Below are 19980 nucleotides of genomic sequence, written 5' to 3'. Positions count from 1 at the left end.
TTGATTTACAGAATCTATCTCGTATAATCTTTTCCTGCAGCGCGCCCTTAGCTCAGCTGGATAGAGCACCTCCCTTCTAAGGAGGTGGTCGAAGGTTCGAATCCTTCAGGGCGTGCCATTATTTAAGAAACCCGATAACTCAATGAGTTGTCGGGTTTTTTGCGTTTGGGCGATAATGTTTATCTGACTCAATTGTTTTCTTACATACCCACATAGTTAGATTCTTATGTCTTTAAACGAGTGAATCACTCACTCTCAGCATGCTTTTTTAATCAGCGATATAAACAAGACATGATGACTATTTATTGATTCCACTACTATGAAATTCTATTTGGCTACTTTAAATTAGTAGCCTCAAACTTCTTAGTTTCAGTTTATGCGTTCACTCCTACCTGTAGGGGAGAAATTAACGCAAACTGAATTTTCACAGTGAAAACATTTATGCAAAGTTCAAATCCAAGGAAAAGTGGAGATCTCCACGTTCAGGCTGTTACCTCACAAATAAGAAGCTACTTAGATAGCAAAGTGTTACCTGAATTTGACGGAATAGCTTCTGCTACCGCGCGTTTTATCATAGAAAAGCATAGTGACATTGTGGAAGTGACGAATAAGTTTGAAGCGGAGAATTCAAACACAGCACCTGATCTTACATTACGTAAAAATGATGGTGAAACCGTATGCGTTAATTTGTACAAAATTAAGAACAAACAAACGATACAGCCCAAAAACTTAGGGGCTAAAAGTTTTATTGAAAAATACTTTAATTCACCTAACTTGCAAGATGAATTCAATTCCTACTTTGAAAGTGCTTATCGAGATTTCTTGTCTGAGACGACTGCCGTTTTTAGTGATAATTTTAAAAAAGATGCAACAGAGCGTGAGCTAAAAGATGAATTAAAAAAGGTATGTCCGAAGTTTGTTCCTGAAGTCGAAGCGTTTCGGTCGAAGTTTTTATATGAACTTCGAGAAAAGTGTTTTGGCTTATTCATCAAAGAATATAACCAAGCAAGTGGTGCTATTGAACAGGCTTTCAATGCTTTATTTATGACAAGTTCCTTCAACGTGATTACGCGTTATGACGGTGATGTACTTAAAGGTGTTGATGAGTTTCGAGTGGACGTTCATGAGACTAAAAACGTCAGTATCTCTAAAGTTGGAATGAACAGCGTGGGCATAACTTCTGACGATATCACTCTCTTGCTTAGGTTTAAGTTCGAAAGTAGCCCTGTATCCTCGATAAAGCTGGCAACGAGTTATTCGAAGCCTAAAGCTGATCAAACCATAGTGAAAGGAAACCTCCGTGCTTTAAGTCGGTTTAACGAAGCACTTTCAGGGGGATTTAAGCCCGCAGGAAGTCAAGCGAACCCTAATGCGATTGGTAAATGTTCTGAAGCCATTTTTTACTCACAGATACTGAAAGTTAACTCAAGTGTTCGGCAGCTTGATGAAAATAACTTCGTCGATATGTTCAAAAAGTACTCCCCAAATATCACTGAAAACGAATGTGAGTGCATCACCAAAACCACGGTTGGTGCGGTAGATGGGTTAATGGCATTTCTAAAAAGAAAGCATGGTGAATATACGATGGATTCGATAGAGCTTGTCCCAGACGCTTACTTAGATAACCGTCTTGATACTGCCGATATCGAATTAATTTTAAAAGTCGATAATAAGTATGTGTCTGAGCCTATTTCCCTCAAAGCGATAGCCAAAGCTTCTAATGAAATTAACTGTAAGAATCCAGGCATTGGGCAAATACTCGGTCCCACTTATTTTGGATTAGCACAAGATGAGCTTAATGCGGTGTTGGGTGACGTAAGAGATAAATTTGCAAGTGATGATGTTGATCATCGAGGGGCTTTAGAGGCAATTTCAAAAAATATTGGTAGGCAATTAGCTCAAGCTTTTAGTGACCAACAAGAGCAACTCATCAAAGGAACGGAGTCGCTGCTAGGCAAAGCGCTCGTAGTGATTGTTTATTATGTAGATAATAAATATGCAGTTTTGGAACACGGTGCTCCCATACCTCAAGTTGAAGTTTTTCCAGAAAATCCATCTTTGATACAGAATACGCTGTCTTGGGCTGGTGGCGACGAAAAGATCAGGCTAAGAGTGAAATTCAGTGGAAGTCAGAAACACGGATGGACATCGATAAAGCTCGCTTGCGCGTATATTTTCCCCCGCCATAAAATCAAAGGGTTGGTGTAGATATACGGACGTAAATGCTATTCAGAAATAGTGCGCGTGCATAGTGTTGCTTATTTGCTTGCATGGTATTCTTTAACCGTTAAAGTTGGGCTATATAACCATGTTATAAATGTGCCTATTTGATACCTAGTGTGTCCAAATGTTTCTATTTTATTTATCATGGTTACTCCTTGATGTATAAAATAAATTGCGTCATAACCATTTAAATTCAATGACTAAGAATGTAAGCAGCACTGAATTGTTTTATCGTTTGATTGACTGTGATATGGATGAACAAAATGCCATTCTTGCAGATATCGACCGCACAATGCCGGAACTCGTCTCTCGTGTAGAAGCTTTATTGTCTTCCCCTCCTAGCTATCCTTTAACGACCCTTATTGATGAACATTTATCATCAACATCTAACGTAGCTCTATGTTTCGAAAATGAAGTGGTTGATCGGTATCGAGTAGAACAAGAGTTAGGGCGAGGCGGATTTGGAGTTGTGTATTTTTGTTCTCGAAATGACCCTGTGTTTGAACAAAATTTTGCTATTAAGTTTTTTAAGCAAGAAATTGTTCAGCTATTCGGCAGTTCATTACTTTTTCGAGAAGCTCAAATGTTGGCGAGCTTGAACCACCCATTTATTGCAAAAGTTTATGATGCTGGGATACATGAAGGCACTGTCTATATTGTCATGGAGCATATTGAAGGCGTTGCCTTATCTGAATACCTCAATAAGTCCAGCTTAAAGAACATGGATAAACTGACGTTGTTTTGCGATATATGTCTGGCGATAGAGCATGCACATTCTTTTGAGATATTACATGCAGATCTGAAGCCGGATAACATCTTGATTGATGCTCAGGGTAAGCCTAAGTTAATAGATTTTAACCTAACCCAACAGAATGAAGCTCTGTCTGGCTTATTTGCGGAAAACTCCAGCGATTTTGTGGTTCGTGCTGCCAGTTCTGATTTTGCGAGTCCAGAGCAAATAAAGGGCAAGCCTATTAATACAATGGCGGATGTCTATGCTCTAGGGCAGATTTTAGACTTGATGTTTTCATGCAATGGGCGATCTAAACAACTTGAAGAGGTTATTCATTATGCTTCGAATGATCAAATTCATTTAAGGTACTCAACCGTGGGTGCACTTCGTAAAGATGTCGAAAATGTACGCTCACGTTTCCCTCTTACTTGTCATACACAGAGTAAAACTCATGTCGCGCTGAGTATCATCCAACGACACCCAGTAAAAGTGGCAGTTGCAATAGCCTGCTCTCTGAGTCTTATATCTGCCATGTCGATTTACATCAGCGCCTACCAAAGCCTACAAACAAAAAAAAGCCAGTTAGATTCGATTGTGAATGAACTTACTGCTCTTAATTATCCAATGAATAACCGCTTTGCAGAAAGGAATGTAAATAAACCAGTAAAAAGTTCTCATATGGATGTACAACATAGGGAGGGAGTTGGTGATAAGCAACTTTGGGATTCGTACTTTAACCCTCACTTTAGAATGACAGAATCGTTTGAGACTAATCGATATTTTGAAGTGAATATTAGCGATATTGATTACGAGGATTTGAGTGAAGAAAAACTTCACCCTTTTCAAAGTTTAATTCTAAATAAAGAACATCAAAGCCATGAGTATGATCTTGAGTTTGAGGTAAGTACAACTCGTAGGTATTTTTCTGTAGTTTGAACATTTTAAGAAGTAATAGCATGGAACATAGTGTTGTACAAAAAGATGAAAATAAACTGACCCAATTAATTGAAGGGTGGCAGGTTGGTTGTAAATCTTCAGAAGCTAAATTGTATCGATTTGCTTATTTTAGGCTGAAAAAGTTAGCTAAAGCAAAGCGCTCTAGGTGTGTGCAAATACACCAGGAAGCCCAACATGAACTATGTGATGATGGCAGTTCGACTACTGAGCTCATTCATGAAAGCTACCTTAAGTTATCATCGATAGATCGGTTGCAAGTGAGCCGGTCACGAGAGTTTTACTTAATGGCTGCCAAAGCGATGCAGCATATTTTGATCAATCGTTCTTGGGCATTAAGAGCAAATAAGCGAAAAAAAGAGACTAATAGTAGTGCCGGTAACAGTACTTCCGGTAATTGTTTGTGTGATAGCACCTTATTTATTGACCAACTTCCTTTAGAAAAAAGAGCAATACTGGAACAGTCTTTAACTATTTTTAGCGAGAGATACCCGCGGCAGTCCAATGTTCTCAAACTAAAATATTATATTGGACTTAAGCACTCTGAGATTAGTGAATTATTGGAATGCAGCTCTAGCTTGGTAGAGAAAGACATTAAATTTGCAAAGAGCTGGCTTCATACTCGCTTGAGCGCCTGATGATGTTAGTTGTAAGTGATCAACGCCAAAATAAACAGAATCTTAATAAAAAATATTACGTGTTTTTTACTATTCCCTGTGTCTTGTTCTAAGTACACGTCTTCCTTGAAAATACAGCTAAACAAAAATAAATCATCAGACGATGCTTATTTTTTCTTCTTAGGCTTAACAGGGAATAACAATGAAAAAGAAAGGTTTACTGGCAACGTCAATTGCAATGGTTCTTGTGGGGTGTGGTTCTGATAGCAGCTCCGGAGGCGCAAGTACGTTTTCAATCACCGCTATTGATGGGTATTTGATTAAAGCGAATGTTTCAGTTGATACGACCCAAGATGGTATTTGTGATACAGCTTTAACAGGAGCGAGTAGCCAAACAGATATTGATGGGAAGGTAAACGTTCCAGTTGAGCATCAAGGTGCTGTAGTGTGTGTTGACGCCGTTGCAGGTCAAACAATTGATAGTAATCGTGGTCTCGTTCAACATAACTTCACGTTAGCGAGCATGGGGTCGGGACCTATTGTTAACCCAATGACCAATATGGTTAAAATGCTTATGGCGGACGATGAAACATTAACGGTTGAAGATGCAGAAGCGGAAGTGGTTGCATCGATAACAGAGAGCTCAGGTTTAGAGGTATCTGAAAGCTTGATCTTTGGTGATTATATTATTGACTCGTCAGAGCAAGCTGAAGCGTTGAACCTAATTGGCGAAGTGCTCGTCGATTATTCCGATGAATCAATTGATAATCAGTTGAAGCTTGCTGCTGTGCTTGCTGAAGCTACGCAAAAAATCATCGAAGATGATACCCAAACACTCGATGATTATTCTCCAATTGTTGATATTCCAGCTAACGGTGGTGACATCATTGTTACCCCAAACACCCGACCTAAAGTTGTAGGTTCTATCGATCTCATCGAGCTAGATCCAGAAGACTCTTGGGTACCGATTGATGTTTCTGAAAAATTTGAAGATGCAGAAGATCATGTAATGACATTCAGCCTAAGTTACATCGGTGACGAAGGTAATAATAATCTTTCGATTGATAGTAATTCTGGAGTTATCAGTGGAGAGTTTGGAACTGAAGGTGAGTACGTTTACCATATTTTCGCAACCGATTCTCATAATGCACGCTCATACCCATTAGAAATGAAAGTGTTAGTAGAAGGCGATAATCAATTACCTGTTGTCGATGAAGCGGTTAAAGCGGCACTTCAAGCGGAAATGAATAGCTGGGCGATAACCGAAGGTGAAACGCTGAGCCAAAGTTTAGATGTGAGCGCATTATTTACAGATGCTGATGGCGATGTACTAAGCTATGAAGTTGAAACGACGCTTTCAACAGCGACTCGCACTGGTTTTGATGCATTGGTAAGCCCAGAAGGTAAGGTAACTTTCAGTGGTGCTATACCAAGAGCAGCAGCGGCCGGTGAAGAAACACTAACCGTTATTGCCAATGACGGTAACGATCTTGAATCGGTTACAACCACCTTAAGCTTCCCACTTATCGATGAATCGGGTACTCCACCTGTAGACGGTCACCCATTAGAAAACCAAACTTGGCATTTCCTTGAGTGGGGTTCAGATGATGGTACAGATAGCGGTGTTAATGAAGTCGACAGAGTATGGTGTGATTCGATTCGTTTGAGTGATGGCAAAGTTTACTTTAATCAACGCAGCTTAGATAACCTGCAATCATGTGGTGAAGCGGATACTTTAGAGAGTGAGAGCTCTTATGTTATCAAAGGTAATATCGTTGAACTTACAATGAGCTGGGAAGATGAAGAAGACGGCATCCTATCAGAGATTATACACCTTAAAATTGTTGAAGATGCCGATGCAATGGGCGCAGGCACAAAAATGGTGTTGATGTCATTTATTGAAGAAGACGAAGAGCATCAAAGACTTGCTTGGTATAGTAATAAGTCTTTAGCTGAAGCTCGTATCAACCTTGAATCTGATACTCACGATGGTGACAATGATTTCCCGATGTATCTACCCGGAGCTGCGGATGGTCAGTATGAACTGGGGTATGTTTCTATGTCGATGGGGCTACCTCAATCAGGTGATCAAGGCCAGTATGATGCGAATATCTTTTTTGATACTCCAGGACATGACATTACGTGTAACGACCTAAGAGAGTTTTACAGTCAGTTTTATTTAAGTGGCTATGATGAGTCAGGCGAGCGCTTCTACTCATATTCAGGTGGGGACTGGGACGGCGGCTTCGAGTGTTACGATAATCAAGAAAATGGCGTAAATTATGCGGCTATCGACTTTGATATTAATGAAAATTTAAAAGTTGGAAATGTGTATAGTTTTATCGGTGTTATGCAGTTTTCTGAACTTGAATATCTAGAAGAAATTAAGTTCAACATGACATGGAAAGGTGAGAATTACTAATTTACTTTTATCATTCTTGATATGTAGATTATAGATTGAAAGGAAGCCTAACTAAGGGCTTCCTTTTTTATTTTGGCGATAAACTGTCAATTGTGTATTTTTTGGGGTTTACATCATTTGTTATTAAAGCCACTATGAATCTACGAAGAATAGACAAGTAAAGCTGTTAAATAGAAGGATTCTATCCATTTCTTGAATAATGGCTAATTTAGAGGAAGTAATGGCAGGAAACAGTATCGGACAACATTTCCGCGTGACCACATTCGGGGAAAGTCACGGTATCGCACTAGGATGTATCGTAGATGGATGCCCACCAGGATTAAAAATTACGGAAGAGGATCTTCAGAAGGATTTGGATCGTCGTCGCCCAGGCACTTCTCGTTATACCACTGCTCGTCGCGAAGCTGATGAGGTGAAATTCTTATCAGGTGTATTTGAAGGGCAAACAACAGGCACTTCTATTGGTCTGTTAATTGAAAATACTGACCAGCGCTCTAAAGACTATTCTGAAATAAAAGATAAATTCCGCCCAGGTCATGCTGATTACACCTATCATCAAAAATATGGTGTGCGTGACTACCGTGGTGGTGGCCGTTCTTCTGCCCGTGAAACCGCCATGCGTGTTGCCGCTGGTGCTATTGCTAAGAAGTATTTGAAGCAAGAATTTGGCGTTGAAATCCAAGCTTATCTTTCTCAAATGGGTGATATCTCGATTGAGAAAGTGGATTGGAACGAGATTGAGAACAACGCGTTCTTCTGCCCTGATGCAGATAAAGTCCCTGAATTTGATCAGCTTATCCGTGACCTTCTCAAAGAAGGCAACTCGATCGGCGCTAAAATCCAAGTGGTTGCGACCAAAGTCCCTGTAGGCTTAGGTGAACCAATCTTTGATCGTTTAGATGCGGATATTGCTCATGCGTTAATGAGCATCAACGCGGTGAAAGGTGTCGAAATTGGTGATGGTTTTGATGTAGTAAACCAAAAGGGTAGTGAGCATCGTGACCCACTGACTCCTGAAGGTTTCTCAAGTAATCATGCTGGTGGAATTTTAGGTGGTATTTCTACTGGACAAGATATTGTGGCAAGCATTGCGCTTAAACCAACATCAAGCATTACCGTTCCAGGTGATACCATTACTAAAGATGGCGAAGCAACGCAGTTAATTACTAAAGGTCGTCATGACCCATGTGTTGGCATTCGTGCTGTGCCGATTGCAGAAGCGATGCTGGCAATTGTATTGCTTGATCACTTATTGCGTCACCGTGGTCAAAACTTTGGTGTAACAACAGAAACACCAAAAATCTAATTCAGTTTATCTTCATTCAATACCGAATTAAGAGAGACAAAAAAAGGGTTGCTTCGTAATGAAGCAACCCTTTTTATATTCTGCGTAGTTGGGAATATGGTATTTAATGGACAGAGCTTTCTGGGTCTAGCTGGAAAGAAGGTAAACGCCATTTGAATCTAACCGCAGCCATACGTAGCAAATATCCAACGACCAAAGTAACGATTGTCGCTGTCACATCGTTAATACCAAGTTCAAGCAAACCTAGGTATAAACCTGATGCGATAAGTGCGATAGAGGCATAGAGCTCTTCATGTAAAACGAGTGGCGTTTGTCTGCAGATTAAATCACGTAATAAACCACCAAATACGCCCGTAACCAATGCTGAAACCATGCATATCCCAGGGTGCAGACCCATAGAAATCGCGACCTTAGTACCAATGATGCTGAAAACAATCAGACCAAGCGCATCAAGACGAATGAACAGCCCTTTAAGCTTTATTACCCACTTAGCAAGACCGGTAGTGATGACACCGGCTACGCAAGTAATCGCCAAAAACTCAGGGTTTTCCACCCAACCAAGAGGGTAATGCCCAAGAAGAATATCTCGTACTGTACCACCACCAATTGCGGTCGCACTTGCCACAAGCATAACGCCAAACCAATCCATTTTTTGTTTTCCAGCGCTGAGTGCGCCAGTCATTGCTTCAGCCGTGATGCCAATGATATATAAAACACTTAATAGCATTGTTGTAACTCTATAAGTTGAGCCTATAAATTGGTGAAATATAAGCTCTAGGATATAAAAATGAAGCGAGAGTTTAGTGGCAAAATGGGTTGATGACGAATGAATATTTGTACTTTAAACAGGGCTTTCAGATTAGCTATAGTAATCGCTATAACAATACGAGCTATAAGGCTTTACCTTATAAATAAAAAACCGCAAAATGCAGCCGTTATTCATCATTTATTGAACACTATGAATCATCAATATTCTGACATTATTGCTATCTTCAATAACACTTTCTTTGAAAGTTTTAATACTAAGTTAGAGCTAGGCAAAGACGAGCCTATTTACCTACCTGCCGATAAGATGGTATCTCACCATCGAATAGTCTTTGCTCGAGGCTTTTACGCATCAGCATTACATGAAATTGCGCATTGGTGCGTTGCAGGTGCAGAACGTCGCTTGCTTGAAGATTTTGGTTATTGGTATGAGCCAGATGGGCGGACTGAAGCTGTTCAATCTGAGTTTGAAAAGGTTGAAATTCGCCCGCAAGCGTATGAGTGGATTTTAGCAATGAGCGCAGGCTTTCCTTTTACGGTAAGCTGTGACAATCTACACGGCGATTTTGAGCCAGATCGTTTGGCTTTTATGCATAAAGTACATAAAGAAGTGATGGGTATTTTAGAAAGTGGCTTACCGCCAAGAGTGAAAATGCTTTCAGAAGCTTTAGTTAGCTTTTACAACACCCCCAACTTATGTACTAGCCAATTTATAGTGAAATAAGAGAAGACCATGATTATAGAGTTTGAAGAAAAGTTACTGGAATTGATTGATGCAAGAATTGAAACAGCATCTGATGACGAATTATTTGCTGGTGGCTATCTGCGTGGTCATATCTCTCTTTCGGTTGCGACTTGTGAAGACGACGGCATTGAAGATGTTGCAGAAGTAAAAGTGCGCATTGAAAAAAGCTTAGATGAAGCACGTTCAGAACTAACACCTGCAGATCGTACTATCGTGAATGATCTATGGGTTGAATTACAAAACCTCGCTTAACCCTCTCTTCTGCACTTTGTATATTTTGTGATTTTTAGACTCATTCGAATTTTTTGAATGAGTCTGTACAATTATTCCGATTGTTCCATTTGTTGAGTAAGTTATTCTAAACGCACTTAACGAGAATATGAAATCTCATCCAATCAGATTAAATATACAAGGATCTATCATGAAAGTTATCGCATTTGGTGCAAGCACAAGCTCTACTTCTATCAACAAAGCTTTGGCAACTTACACAGCAAACTTGATTGAAGGTGCTGAAGTTAAAGTTCTAGATATCAAAGATTACAACGTTCCGATGTTCAGTGAAGATACTGAAAAAGAAATTGGTCAAGCAGAAGGTGCTCAAGCTTTCTTGCGTGATTTAGCAGAAGCTGATGCATTTGTTATTTCGTTTGCGGAGCACAACGGTCACTACCCAGCGGCATACAAAAACTTGTTTGATTGGGCAACACGTATTGAGCGTTCTGTATTTGGCGAAAAACCAGCTGTTTACCTAGCAACTTCACCTGGTCCTGGCGGCGCTCAAACAGTACTTGGCGCAGCAGTTGGTTCAGCTCCTTACTTTGGTGGCAATGTGAAAGCATCACTTTCTGTTCCAAGTTTCTACGACAACTTTGATTTTGCAACTGGCTCAGTAAGCAATGATGACATTTCTGCACAGCTTAAAGATGCTGTTGCTAAGTTAGCTGAGTAACAGCTGTAAGTCGCTTATCACTTTTTAAGCTTTCTGTTAAAAATTGAAAGCTAGAAAAAAAGATTATAAAAAAGCCTGACTACAATTCTATTGGTCAGGCTTTTTTTGATTGTTTTACCTACAAAGATAGGCTTAGTTATTTAGTTACTCATCTGCTTGCTTGGTTATATATGTGTATGTTTTAAATGATCTTAGTTGCACTTATATAGGTATCAGCTATGAATTTGCATTTTTGTCTGCAACCCAGCCAGCAGTGAGTTCCTTGCCTTTACGTAATCTTCTTACCCACATTCTACTTGGATGAATGGCTTCGAGCACATCAGCAGGTAAGGGTAAAGGGTCCCCACAAATTTGAGATGCTAACACTTCAGCTAGTAAAGGCGCCGAGCTTAAGCCGCGGGAGCCTAAGCCAATAAAGCTATAGAGGTTAGGATAGCTTGCAACAGGAGTTGCCTCTGATTCTTTTGTCGTATGCAAGTTTTTATACTCATCAGTAATTTTCTCAAAATCACCAATGTTCCCAACAAACGGCAAGTGATCACGGCTAACACTACGAATCCCTTGTCTTGATAAATTCGCGCTAGTATCGATATCGTTAGCCCAAGCTTGTTCGGGCAAGCTGCCCGCTAGCCTTTCGCCATTATGCTTTTGCACTTCCACATCAAATGCTTGGTCTATATTGCTTTTATCATAGTTAGCCCCGATGCAGTGATGACCATTATTCGTATTTTGTGGGGTTAAATAACCATCAAAACAAAGCACAGTGTTGAGCTTACTTAAATTGTCTGTGGTTGGGATATGGCTGACTTGCCCTTTAACTGGAGTTAAAGGTATACGCTGTGACTGCTCAAACTGAGTGAACTTGTGCCCATTAGCAATCACAACTTGTGAATGGGTCGTGGTTTTAATTCCATTTGGTGTTGAAATTGTAAGCTGCCACTGTTGCGTTGCTGGTTGCCATTCAAGGTTTTTTACTTCGTGCTCATAATGAACATGAAAATTGTCTCCAGCGTCTAATTTCTTGATCAAACCTTGTGTGAGTTGTAATGGGCTTAACCAGCCTCCAAGAGGGAAGTAGACACTTTCTTTATCAACAGGTAAACCGATCTTTTCATTTGCTTGCTCGGGTGTTAGGCGTTGAATCAGGTCTGTATGGAAGTTACCTTCCAACATGCGATTGAGCTTTTTCTTAGAGCTTTCATCCCACATTAAAATATTGACGCCGCACCAATCATGGTCAAATTGAATGCTTTCCGCTGCTTGGTTGATAAATTGACGAGCAAACAAAAGCCCCGGCCCAAATACTCGAGAAACATTGGCTTTTGCTTCACTTAGTAATGGATAAATAGCACCTTGATTATTACCTGAGGCATTTCCTGCGGCTTGCTGATGTTCGCAGTACAAGGTGATACTTTTTCCTCGGCGTGAAATCGTTTTAGCTAGAGATGCACTCGCAATGCCGCCGCCTACAATAGCAATGTCATCAGTGGATGCGGGCTTAGATAGTGCAAACCAAGGTTTGATATTGGTATAAGGCGTTTTGTCTCTTAGTGCGCCAGCAATCATTTCACGTTTAGTACCAAAGCCTTTGACTTTTTTCATATCAAAGCCAGCTTCAATCAGTCCTCTTCGAACAAAACCAGCAGCGGTGAATGTCGCGCATGTGCAATCTTGTTTAGCCAGTTTTGCCATGCCGTTGAATAGGTTCTGATTCCACATTTCTGGATTCTTGCTTGGCGCAAAACCGTCTAAGAACCAAGCATCAACTAAACCTTCACACGGGGTAGGCACGTTTGGCATACAATCTTTAATATCGCCAAACCATAAGTCGAGCGTAATTGCTCCATCAGCAAGCACTATTCGGTGACATTCAGGAAGCGCGATTGGGTAGTGAGCCTGTAATTGCTCTGCATATTTTGCAAGTTCGGGCCAAGCTTGATGTGCTTTAATTAAATCTGCTTTATTAAGCGGGTATTTTTCGAAACTGACAAAGTGTAATTCTTTAGTAATAGCTTCAGGGTTATCTTTAAGAAAGGCTTCGAACCAGTGCCAAACGGCTAGGAAGTTTAAGCCTGTACCAAAGCCTGTTTCGGCAATCACAAAACGGCGTTGTTGATGTTCAATCCAACGCTCTGGTAGGTGGTTTTGTTTTAAGAAGACATAGCGAGTTTCTTCTAATCCATTTACATTAGAGAAGTAAACGTCGTCAAATTGGTCTGAAACTGGGGTACCAGCTTCGTTCCATTCCAGCTCTGCATTAGTAATTGAAGTCATAAAACCTGTCATTTTGTGATTTGAAGCGATATGTTGGAGGGGATTGTACGAATTTCTAGGAAAGCTGACCACTTTTGTTATGCTTCTTAGTTATCATCTAGTTGAATTTTGAATTATAGGAATGTCACATGAAACGAGTCGTAATCACCGGTATGGGTATTGTTTCAAGTATCGGTAACAACGTCGAAGAAGTTTTAGCATCTTTAAAAGAGGGTAAATCTGGTATCACAGCTTCAGAGCAGTTTAAGGAAAACGGTCTTCGCTCTCAAGTTTGGGGTAACCTAAAAATGAACCCTGCTGACCATATCGATCGCAAAAAAATGCGCTTTATGGGTGATGCAGCGGCATTCGCATATCTTTCAATGGAACAAGCAATTGCAGATTCAGGTTTAACTGAAGACCAAGTATCTAATGACCGCACGGGTATCGTTGCGGGTTCAGGCGGTGCTTCTTCTTTAAACCAAGTTAATGCAGTAGACATCATTCGCGAGAAAGGCGTTAAGCGTGTTGGTCCTTACATGGTTCCACGTACAATGGCTTCGACGGTTTCGGCTTGTTTAGCAACTCCTTTCAAAATCCGTGGTGTGAACTACTCTATGAGTTCTGCATGTGCAACATCTGCACACTGTATTGGTCACGCAATGGAGCTTATCCAACTTGGTAAGCAAGACGTAGTATTTGCTGGTGGCGGTGAAGAACTGGATTGGTCTTTGACTATGATGTTCGACGCAATGGGTGCACTTTCTACTAAATACAACGACACTCCAGAATTAGCTTCTCGTACCTATGATGCAGACCGTGACGGTTTCGTAATCTCTGGCGGCGGCGGCATGCTAGTTATCGAAGAGCTTGAGCACGCAGTTGCTCGTGGTGCAAAAATCTATGGCGAGATCGTAGGTTACGGCGCGACTTCAGATGGCTACGACATGGTTGCTCCTTCTGGTGAAGGCGCAGTTCGTTGTATGAAGATGGCAATGCAAAACGTTGATGGCGTTGACTACGTGAACACTCACGGTACTTCAACTCCAGTTGGCGATGTTAAAGAACTTGGCGCAATCCAAGAAGTCTTTGGCGGTAACAGCCCTGCAATCTCAGCAACTAAAGCGATGACAGGTCACGCTCTAGGCGCAGCTGGTGTACACGAAGCAATTTACTCAACACTAATGCTAGACAACGGCTTTATTGCTCCAAGCATTAACGTTGCAAACCTAGATGAAGCAGGCGCAGGCCTAGACATCGTAACGGAAGCTCGTGACCAAGAGCTGACTACAGTAATGTCTAACAGCTTTGGCTTTGGTGGTACTAACGCAACATTAGTTATTAAAAAGTACCAAGCTTAATCTTTAGCTTTATAACTGAATTTTAGTTTTATAACTTACCCTTTAGTTTCAATAAAAGGTTAAGCACAGTTTCCAGAGCTGGTCAGTGCTCGTTTTTAACGGCTGACTGAACAGACGCAGACTTTGTCCCACGGAGAGCGGGACAGGATCCTTTTGTTCTGGATATTTGCCCGGTTGTTTATCAGCCGGGCATTTTTATATCTACATGCTCAGTTTATTTCATGTTCTAGCTTTTATATTTAAGTACTTGTACTAATAGGGCGACGAATAGATTAGAGACTTTATTTGGAACTCGCTTTCTGAATAAAAGCTCTTACTGGCTTTAGCCTATGATGAATCAATTGCAGGTATATTACCTTTCGATACTGTGATAGCTTTTCTGCATAACCTTTCCATTTTCACTTACTTCAAAGAACTTACCTCGATGAAAATCTTAATTGATGAAAACATGCCTTATGCTGAGCAGTTATTTAGCCAGTTAGGGGAAGTAACGCTTAAATCTGGTCGCACATTAACAGCCGATGACCTTGTTGATGTAGACGCACTTATGATCCGTTCTGTTACTAAAGTAAACGAAGCTCTACTAGCAAAAGCCAACAAATTAAAATTTGTAGGGACTGCCACCGCAGGTATGGACCATGTTGATCAAGAGTTAATGAAAGAGCGTGGTATTTTCTTCACAGCTGCGCCAGGGTGCAATAAAGTTGGTGTGGTCGAATATGCTTTCAGCTCAATGATGGTGCTATCTCAACAGCAAGGTTTTTCAGTTTTCGATAAAACGGTTGGCATCATTGGTTGCGGTCAAGTGGGTAGCTACTTGGCAAAATGTTTAGAAGGCATTGGCATTAAAGTGCTGCTAAGCGATCCTCCTAAGCAAGAGGAAGGGGATACGCGCAAATTTACTGAATTATCGACGCTCCTTGAACAGTCAGATGTGATTACCTTACATACCCCAATTACAAAAACGGGTGATCACCCAACTCATCACTTAATTGATGAAAAAGTCTTAAACAAGTTGAGAGCAGATCAAATACTGATTAACGCGGCTCGTGGTCCAATAGTGGATAACCAAGCGTTAAAAGCTCGCCTTCAAAAGGCTGATGGTTTTACCGCGGTATTAGACGTATTTGAGTTTGAACCTGAAGTCGATATGGAGCTTTTGCCACTACTGGCTTTTGCTACTCCACATGTCGCAGGTTATGGCTTAGAAGGCAAAGCTCGCGGTACGACGATGATCTTTAATAGTTACTGTGAGTTCTTAGGTAATGATTTAAGATCTTCTGCCAGTGATTTATTGCCAGTAGCGCCAGTGCCGCAGATGAAATTAGATAGAGCATGGGATGAAGCAACACTGCACAATTTAACTCAGTTAGTCTATGATGTGCGCAAAGACGATGCATTGTTCCGTCGTAACATTTCTACCCCAGGATCTTTTGACAAGATGCGTAAAGAATATTGGGATAGAAGAGAGTACAGTGCGATCGAGCTGATAGGTGATGAAGCGTGTAACTTATCGCCATTAGCTAAACTCGGTTTTATGGTTAAGCCAAATTTATAAAAGAGAGAAACAATGAGCCAAGAATTTAATATTGCTATTTTGGGTGCGACTGGTGCGGTTGGTGAAACCATCCTTGAAGTACTTGGAGAGCGTAAATTCCCTGTCGGTGAACTGCACTTACTAGCAAGTGAACGTAGTGAAGGCAAAACTTCCCGTTTTAACGGCAAAACAATACAAGTGCAAAATGTAGAAGACTTCGATTGGTCTCAAGTACATATTGCGTTTTTCTCTGCAGGCAGCGAACTTTCTGAAAAATGGGCACCAATTGCAGCTGACGAAGGTGTTGTGGTTATCGATAACACATCACGTTTCCGTTATGAATACGATGTTCCTCTGGTTGTGCCAGAAGTGAACTCAGAAGCTATTGCTGAATTCCGAAATCGAAACATCATTGCTAACCCAAACTGTTCTACGATTCAGATGGTAGTTGCACTTAAACCAATTCATGATGAAGTAGGTCTTGAGCGTATTAACGTATCAACCTACCAATCAGTTTCTGGTGCAGGTAAGACTGGTATTGATGAGCTTGCGGGTCAAACGGCTAAGCTACTGAACGGCACTCCAGCTGAACCTGAAACATTTTCTCAGCAAATTGCTTTCAACTGTATTCCACAAATTGATGAATTCACAGAAAACGGCTACACACGTGAAGAAATGAAGATGGTTTGGGAGACTCAAAAAATCTTCGCTGACTCTTCAATTACCGTCAACCCGACTTGTGTTCGTGTTCCTGTATTCTACGGTCACGCAGAATCTTTACACATCGAGACTCGCTCACCAATTGGTGCAGAACAGGCTGTTCAGCTTTTAGAGAACACTGAAGGTGTTGAAGTTTTCCAAGCACTAGACTTCCCAACTCAGGTTCGTGATGCTGGTGGTAAAGACCACGTAATGGTTGGTCGTATCCGTAATGACATTAGTCATCACAGCGGTCTGAACATGTGGGTTGTAGCGGATAATGTCCGTAAAGGCGCAGCGACAAACGCAGTACAAATTGCTGAAGTGCTTATTCGCGATTATTTCTAAGCACAAAGCCTTATCGATTAAAGCCTCACATTAAAGTGGGGCTTTTTTAATCAACAAGAACAATCGTGAATTAAATTGTGTGAAATTACTGCGAATATTGCGGCTGTGACACATTTTTTGTTTTCATTCCTATAGTTTTGCCACGTTTATCCGATATATTTAATAGATCATCATTTTATTTGAACCTAGCACTAGCTGAGCCTTTTATGTGTCAATTTTTTAAGCAGTGGTTAATGCCTTTAGCATTGATTATTGCTACTCAGATTTCCGTTGTTCATGCAGATACCATTCGAGTGGTTGGACCTAATGGTCAAATACAATCAGCTCCTACGTTTTCAGAACCAGTGCAGAGAACACAACAAACAGCCGCTTCCAATCAAGCGAGTGAACCATCGCGCTTTTACGGCCCAACTAATGGCAGTGAAACGTTATGGTCAATTGCATCAAAATTACGCCCTGCTAACTCAGTTTCAGTTCAACAAACCCTGCTCGCTATTTACCAACTAAACCCGCAGGCTTTTGAGAATCAGAACATCCATAGCTTGCTCCCGAGCAGTAACTTACGAGTGCCTTCTCTAGAGCAAGTTCGCTCAAGTTCGACTCAGCAAGCTGTCAGAATTATGGATTCTCATCTTGCTAAATTAAATACACCGGCAACTAGTCCTGCACCTATCACGGTTCCAGTTCCTCCAGTTAAGTCTGTCACATCTCCGACAGCACCTGCAGTTACATCATCAGCAACACCAAAAGTTCAAACAGCACCTTCGCGTAGTCAGTCTACTGGCTCAAAGAAAATGAACGTACTGGAGCAGCAGCTAGAAGTATCAGAAAGTGAACTTTTAGCACTCGAAGAAAAAAACCATCAACTACGATTAATGCTTTCAAATGTGCAATTAGAGGTTGATGGACTAAAAGATGAATTAAGTGATGAAGACAGAATTCGCAATGAAGTTGAAAAACTATTGTCTGAAGAACGTCAAAAAATTGCAGAAACTCAAAAAATGGCTCCAAGCCCAATGGATGACTTTTTATCTAATGGGTGGATTGTCGCAGCTTTAGCCATCATTCCAGGTGCTTTAATTGGATTAATTGTTGTATTACTTCTTGGTCGTAAGTCGAGTAAAGAAGATGATCAACAGCCTGAACAGAAGGCTGAGCAACAACCTCAAATTCAAGATGAAATGGCTCCTATCTCAGCTGGCGATGATATGGAGAGTCTTGATGATGATCTTGACCTGAGTGATGAATTATTCGGTGACGATGATGATGCTGAAGCGCTATTCAGTGATGAACCTTCAAATGAAGAAGATGATGTTTTTGCCGGTCTTAGCGACGACGATCTAGATTTCAACCTTGATGGTGAAGATGGCGATGACCCGTTTGCTGGTATTGGTGACGACGGCGATTTAGACGCTGGGTTTGATGATCTTGATAGTGCAACTGGCATTAGTGTTAATGGTGAAGATAAAGCTCTTGGATTGGAAGAGATGGAGCGCTCTCTGGATGAGAACCCTGTTGATCCTCTTGAAGATAGTGAAGGCGACTTTGACCTTTCAGATGATAGTGCAATGTCTATGGATGATATTGAGGCTCTCCTTTCTGAAGAAGCACCTGTTGAAGATTTAGGCTCTGACTCGCTTGATCAATCTATGCTTGATGACCTGCTTTCTGGCGCTGGTGATGACGACGATGATGATTTTGACATCGATGCACTAATTTCAGACCAACAAACGGACACTACACCTGTTGAAGATACAGCAAGCGACGATTTTGATATTGATGCATTACTTGCAGAGCAGCAAAGCGATGCTACTGTACCTGAAGGTGCGGCTAGCGAGCGCCTAGACTCTGATGATTTGGCTTCTAATGATTTAGCTAGTGATGACTTTGACATCGATGCATTAATATCAGAACAACAAGATGCTCCAGCAGTAAGTGCTGAAGATGATATCGATGATATTTTTGCTCAAGTAGAAGCAGAAACGAATGCCGCAAAACCAGCTGCTGACGAGTTTGATCTTGGAGCTACCGATCTCGCATCCGATGACGATATTGATAGTATTCTTTCTCAATTCAATGAACCAGTTTTGGAAGAGTCTTCACTAGATGAAGCTGAAGATGTACCGATTAGCTCTGCTGAAACGGCAGCAGATTATGGCTTAGAGAATACAGAACTGCTTGACGAGTTACTTGATGGCAATGATCTTGATTTGTCGGATTCTACAGATTTACTTGATGATGTACTTAATGAGCCTGAAGTTACCTCTGAAGACGATGAATATGATCCATTAGCGGAATTAGAAGAACTATCCGGTTTATCAGATGAAGAGTCCGTTGATGAAGTTTCAATTGATGAAGACAGCACTGATACGTTAGAAGAATTACTATCTGAAAACTCTGATGAGACTGATGATTTTAATCTCGAAGATGACAGTACTGATCTTCTAGATGATTTCTTATCGGAAAGTTCAGATGACGATATCCCAAGTATCTCTCTAGATAGTGATGAGACTTTAGATGAACTTCTTGGTGATGATTTAACCGACGATGGATCAGAAGATGCGGGAAGTTTGGACCCATTTGATGATCTTATTGGCAGCGATATCGAAGACTCAGAGCCTCTTGATATTGACTTAGAGGAAGAGTCTAAGCCAACGGAGCAACCTGAATCATCGAGTGCTGAGCTTGAACTTCCAGAAGAGCTAGAGGCTGATACTCTAAAATCAGAAGAGCTATCTTTAGATGATGATTCGGAAGATGATATTGAGTTCAATAGTGAAGAGTTTATCGATGATTTATTTGAGGTTGCCCCTCAAGCTGATCCACTGCTTGACGACACTATTGAGCCGTCTAGCGAAACGTTAACTAATGACATTAATTCTATTGACGACCTTGATTTGGACGGGGCAGATTTAGAATCTCCAGAATCTCCAGAATCTCCAGAATCTCCAGAATCTCCAGAATCTCCAGAATCTCCAGAATCTCCAGAATCTCCAGAATCTCCAGAATCTCCAGAATCTCCAGAATCTCCAGAATCTCCAGAATCTCCAGAATCTCCAGAATCTCCA

Annotated in this window: 14 protein-coding genes and 1 tRNA gene; 13 read left to right on the top strand and 2 right to left on the bottom strand. The window is 41.0% G+C overall.

Annotation, left to right across the window (positions count from 1 at the left end; genetic code table 11):
* Positions 1–41 precede the first annotated feature (41 nt).
* From L4C37_RS18110 to aroC, 6 genes are all read left to right on the top strand, one after another.
* A tRNA-Arg gene (locus L4C37_RS18110) sits at positions 42–118 on the top strand.
* A 323-nt stretch (positions 119–441) separates the two neighbouring features.
* On the top strand, positions 442–2208 hold the full coding sequence (locus L4C37_RS18105; RefSeq protein WP_137374718.1) for a hypothetical protein: 1767 nt from the start codon (positions 442–444) through the stop codon (positions 2206–2208).
* 211 nt (positions 2209–2419) lie between these two features.
* On the top strand, positions 2420–3892 hold the full coding sequence (locus L4C37_RS18100) for a serine/threonine-protein kinase (protein ID WP_429769372.1): 1473 nt from the start codon (positions 2420–2422) through the stop codon (positions 3890–3892).
* Complete coding sequence (locus L4C37_RS18095) at positions 3889–4548, top strand: ECF-type sigma factor (protein WP_429769371.1); 660 nt, start codon at positions 3889–3891, stop codon at positions 4546–4548. The genes L4C37_RS18100 and L4C37_RS18095 overlap by 4 nt, the downstream gene beginning before the upstream one ends.
* A gap of 181 nt (positions 4549–4729) precedes the next feature.
* Positions 4730–6949 carry a hypothetical protein gene (locus tag L4C37_RS18090; protein ID WP_137374715.1) on the top strand — a complete coding sequence of 740 codons (2220 nt, stop codon included), beginning with the start codon at positions 4730–4732 and terminating at the stop codon, positions 6947–6949.
* 220 nt (positions 6950–7169) lie between these two features.
* Complete coding sequence (aroC, locus tag L4C37_RS18085; protein WP_137374714.1) at positions 7170–8255, top strand: chorismate synthase; 1086 nt, start codon at positions 7170–7172, stop codon at positions 8253–8255.
* Between the two features lie 103 nt (positions 8256–8358).
* Here aroC and L4C37_RS18080 read toward each other — a convergent pair whose 3' ends face one another.
* Positions 8359–8982 (bottom strand): trimeric intracellular cation channel family protein, encoded by a 624-nt coding sequence (locus tag L4C37_RS18080; protein WP_137374713.1) that lies wholly within the window; start codon positions 8980–8982, stop codon positions 8359–8361.
* A gap of 231 nt (positions 8983–9213) precedes the next feature.
* On the opposite strand from L4C37_RS18080, the gene L4C37_RS18075 reads away from it, so the two are divergent.
* The 3 genes from L4C37_RS18075 (at position 9214) to L4C37_RS18065 (ending at position 10714) form a co-directional block, all read left to right on the top strand.
* Entirely contained in the window at positions 9214–9744 is a 531-nt protein-coding gene (locus L4C37_RS18075) for an elongation factor P hydroxylase (RefSeq protein WP_429769370.1), read from the top strand.
* A 9-nt stretch (positions 9745–9753) separates the two neighbouring features.
* The gene (locus L4C37_RS18070; RefSeq protein WP_137374711.1) at positions 9754–10017 is read left to right on the top strand and encodes a YfcL family protein; all 264 of its coding nucleotides are present in this window, start codon (positions 9754–9756) and stop codon (positions 10015–10017) included.
* Between the two features lie 169 nt (positions 10018–10186).
* Positions 10187–10714 (top strand): NADPH-dependent FMN reductase, encoded by a 528-nt coding sequence (locus L4C37_RS18065; RefSeq protein ID WP_372266019.1) that lies wholly within the window; start codon positions 10187–10189, stop codon positions 10712–10714.
* 216 nt (positions 10715–10930) lie between these two features.
* Here L4C37_RS18065 and mnmC read toward each other — a convergent pair whose 3' ends face one another.
* A complete protein-coding gene (gene mnmC, locus L4C37_RS18060) occupies positions 10931–13060 on the bottom strand; it encodes a bifunctional tRNA (5-methylaminomethyl-2-thiouridine)(34)-methyltransferase MnmC2/FAD-dependent 5-carboxymethylaminomethyl-2-thiouridine(34) oxidoreductase MnmC1 (protein WP_429769369.1) in 2130 nt (709 codons plus the stop codon).
* Between the two features lie 56 nt (positions 13061–13116).
* Here mnmC and fabB point away from each other — a divergent pair, with 56 nt between their 5' ends.
* From fabB to L4C37_RS18040, 4 genes are all read left to right on the top strand, one after another.
* The gene (gene fabB, locus L4C37_RS18055; RefSeq protein WP_137374708.1) at positions 13117–14328 is read left to right on the top strand and encodes a beta-ketoacyl-ACP synthase I; all 1212 of its coding nucleotides are present in this window, start codon (positions 13117–13119) and stop codon (positions 14326–14328) included.
* A gap of 424 nt (positions 14329–14752) precedes the next feature.
* Entirely contained in the window at positions 14753–15886 is a 1134-nt protein-coding gene (locus L4C37_RS18050; protein ID WP_429769368.1) for a 4-phosphoerythronate dehydrogenase, read from the top strand.
* A gap of 12 nt (positions 15887–15898) precedes the next feature.
* Positions 15899–16912: an aspartate-semialdehyde dehydrogenase gene (locus L4C37_RS18045; RefSeq protein WP_429769367.1), complete on the top strand. Its 1014-nt coding sequence runs from the start codon at positions 15899–15901 to the stop codon at positions 16910–16912.
* Between the two features lie 206 nt (positions 16913–17118).
* On the top strand, positions 17119–19980 hold a 2862-nt coding region (locus L4C37_RS18040; RefSeq protein WP_429769366.1), incomplete at its 3' end, for a FimV/HubP family polar landmark protein.

It is taken from the genome of Vibrio kagoshimensis (assembly GCF_050337535.1).
Lineage (GTDB): Bacteria > Pseudomonadota > Gammaproteobacteria > Enterobacterales > Vibrionaceae > Vibrio > Vibrio gallaecicus.
The sequence above is the reverse complement of the archived record's forward strand: the minus strand, read 5'-3'. Positions and strand labels throughout refer to the sequence as shown.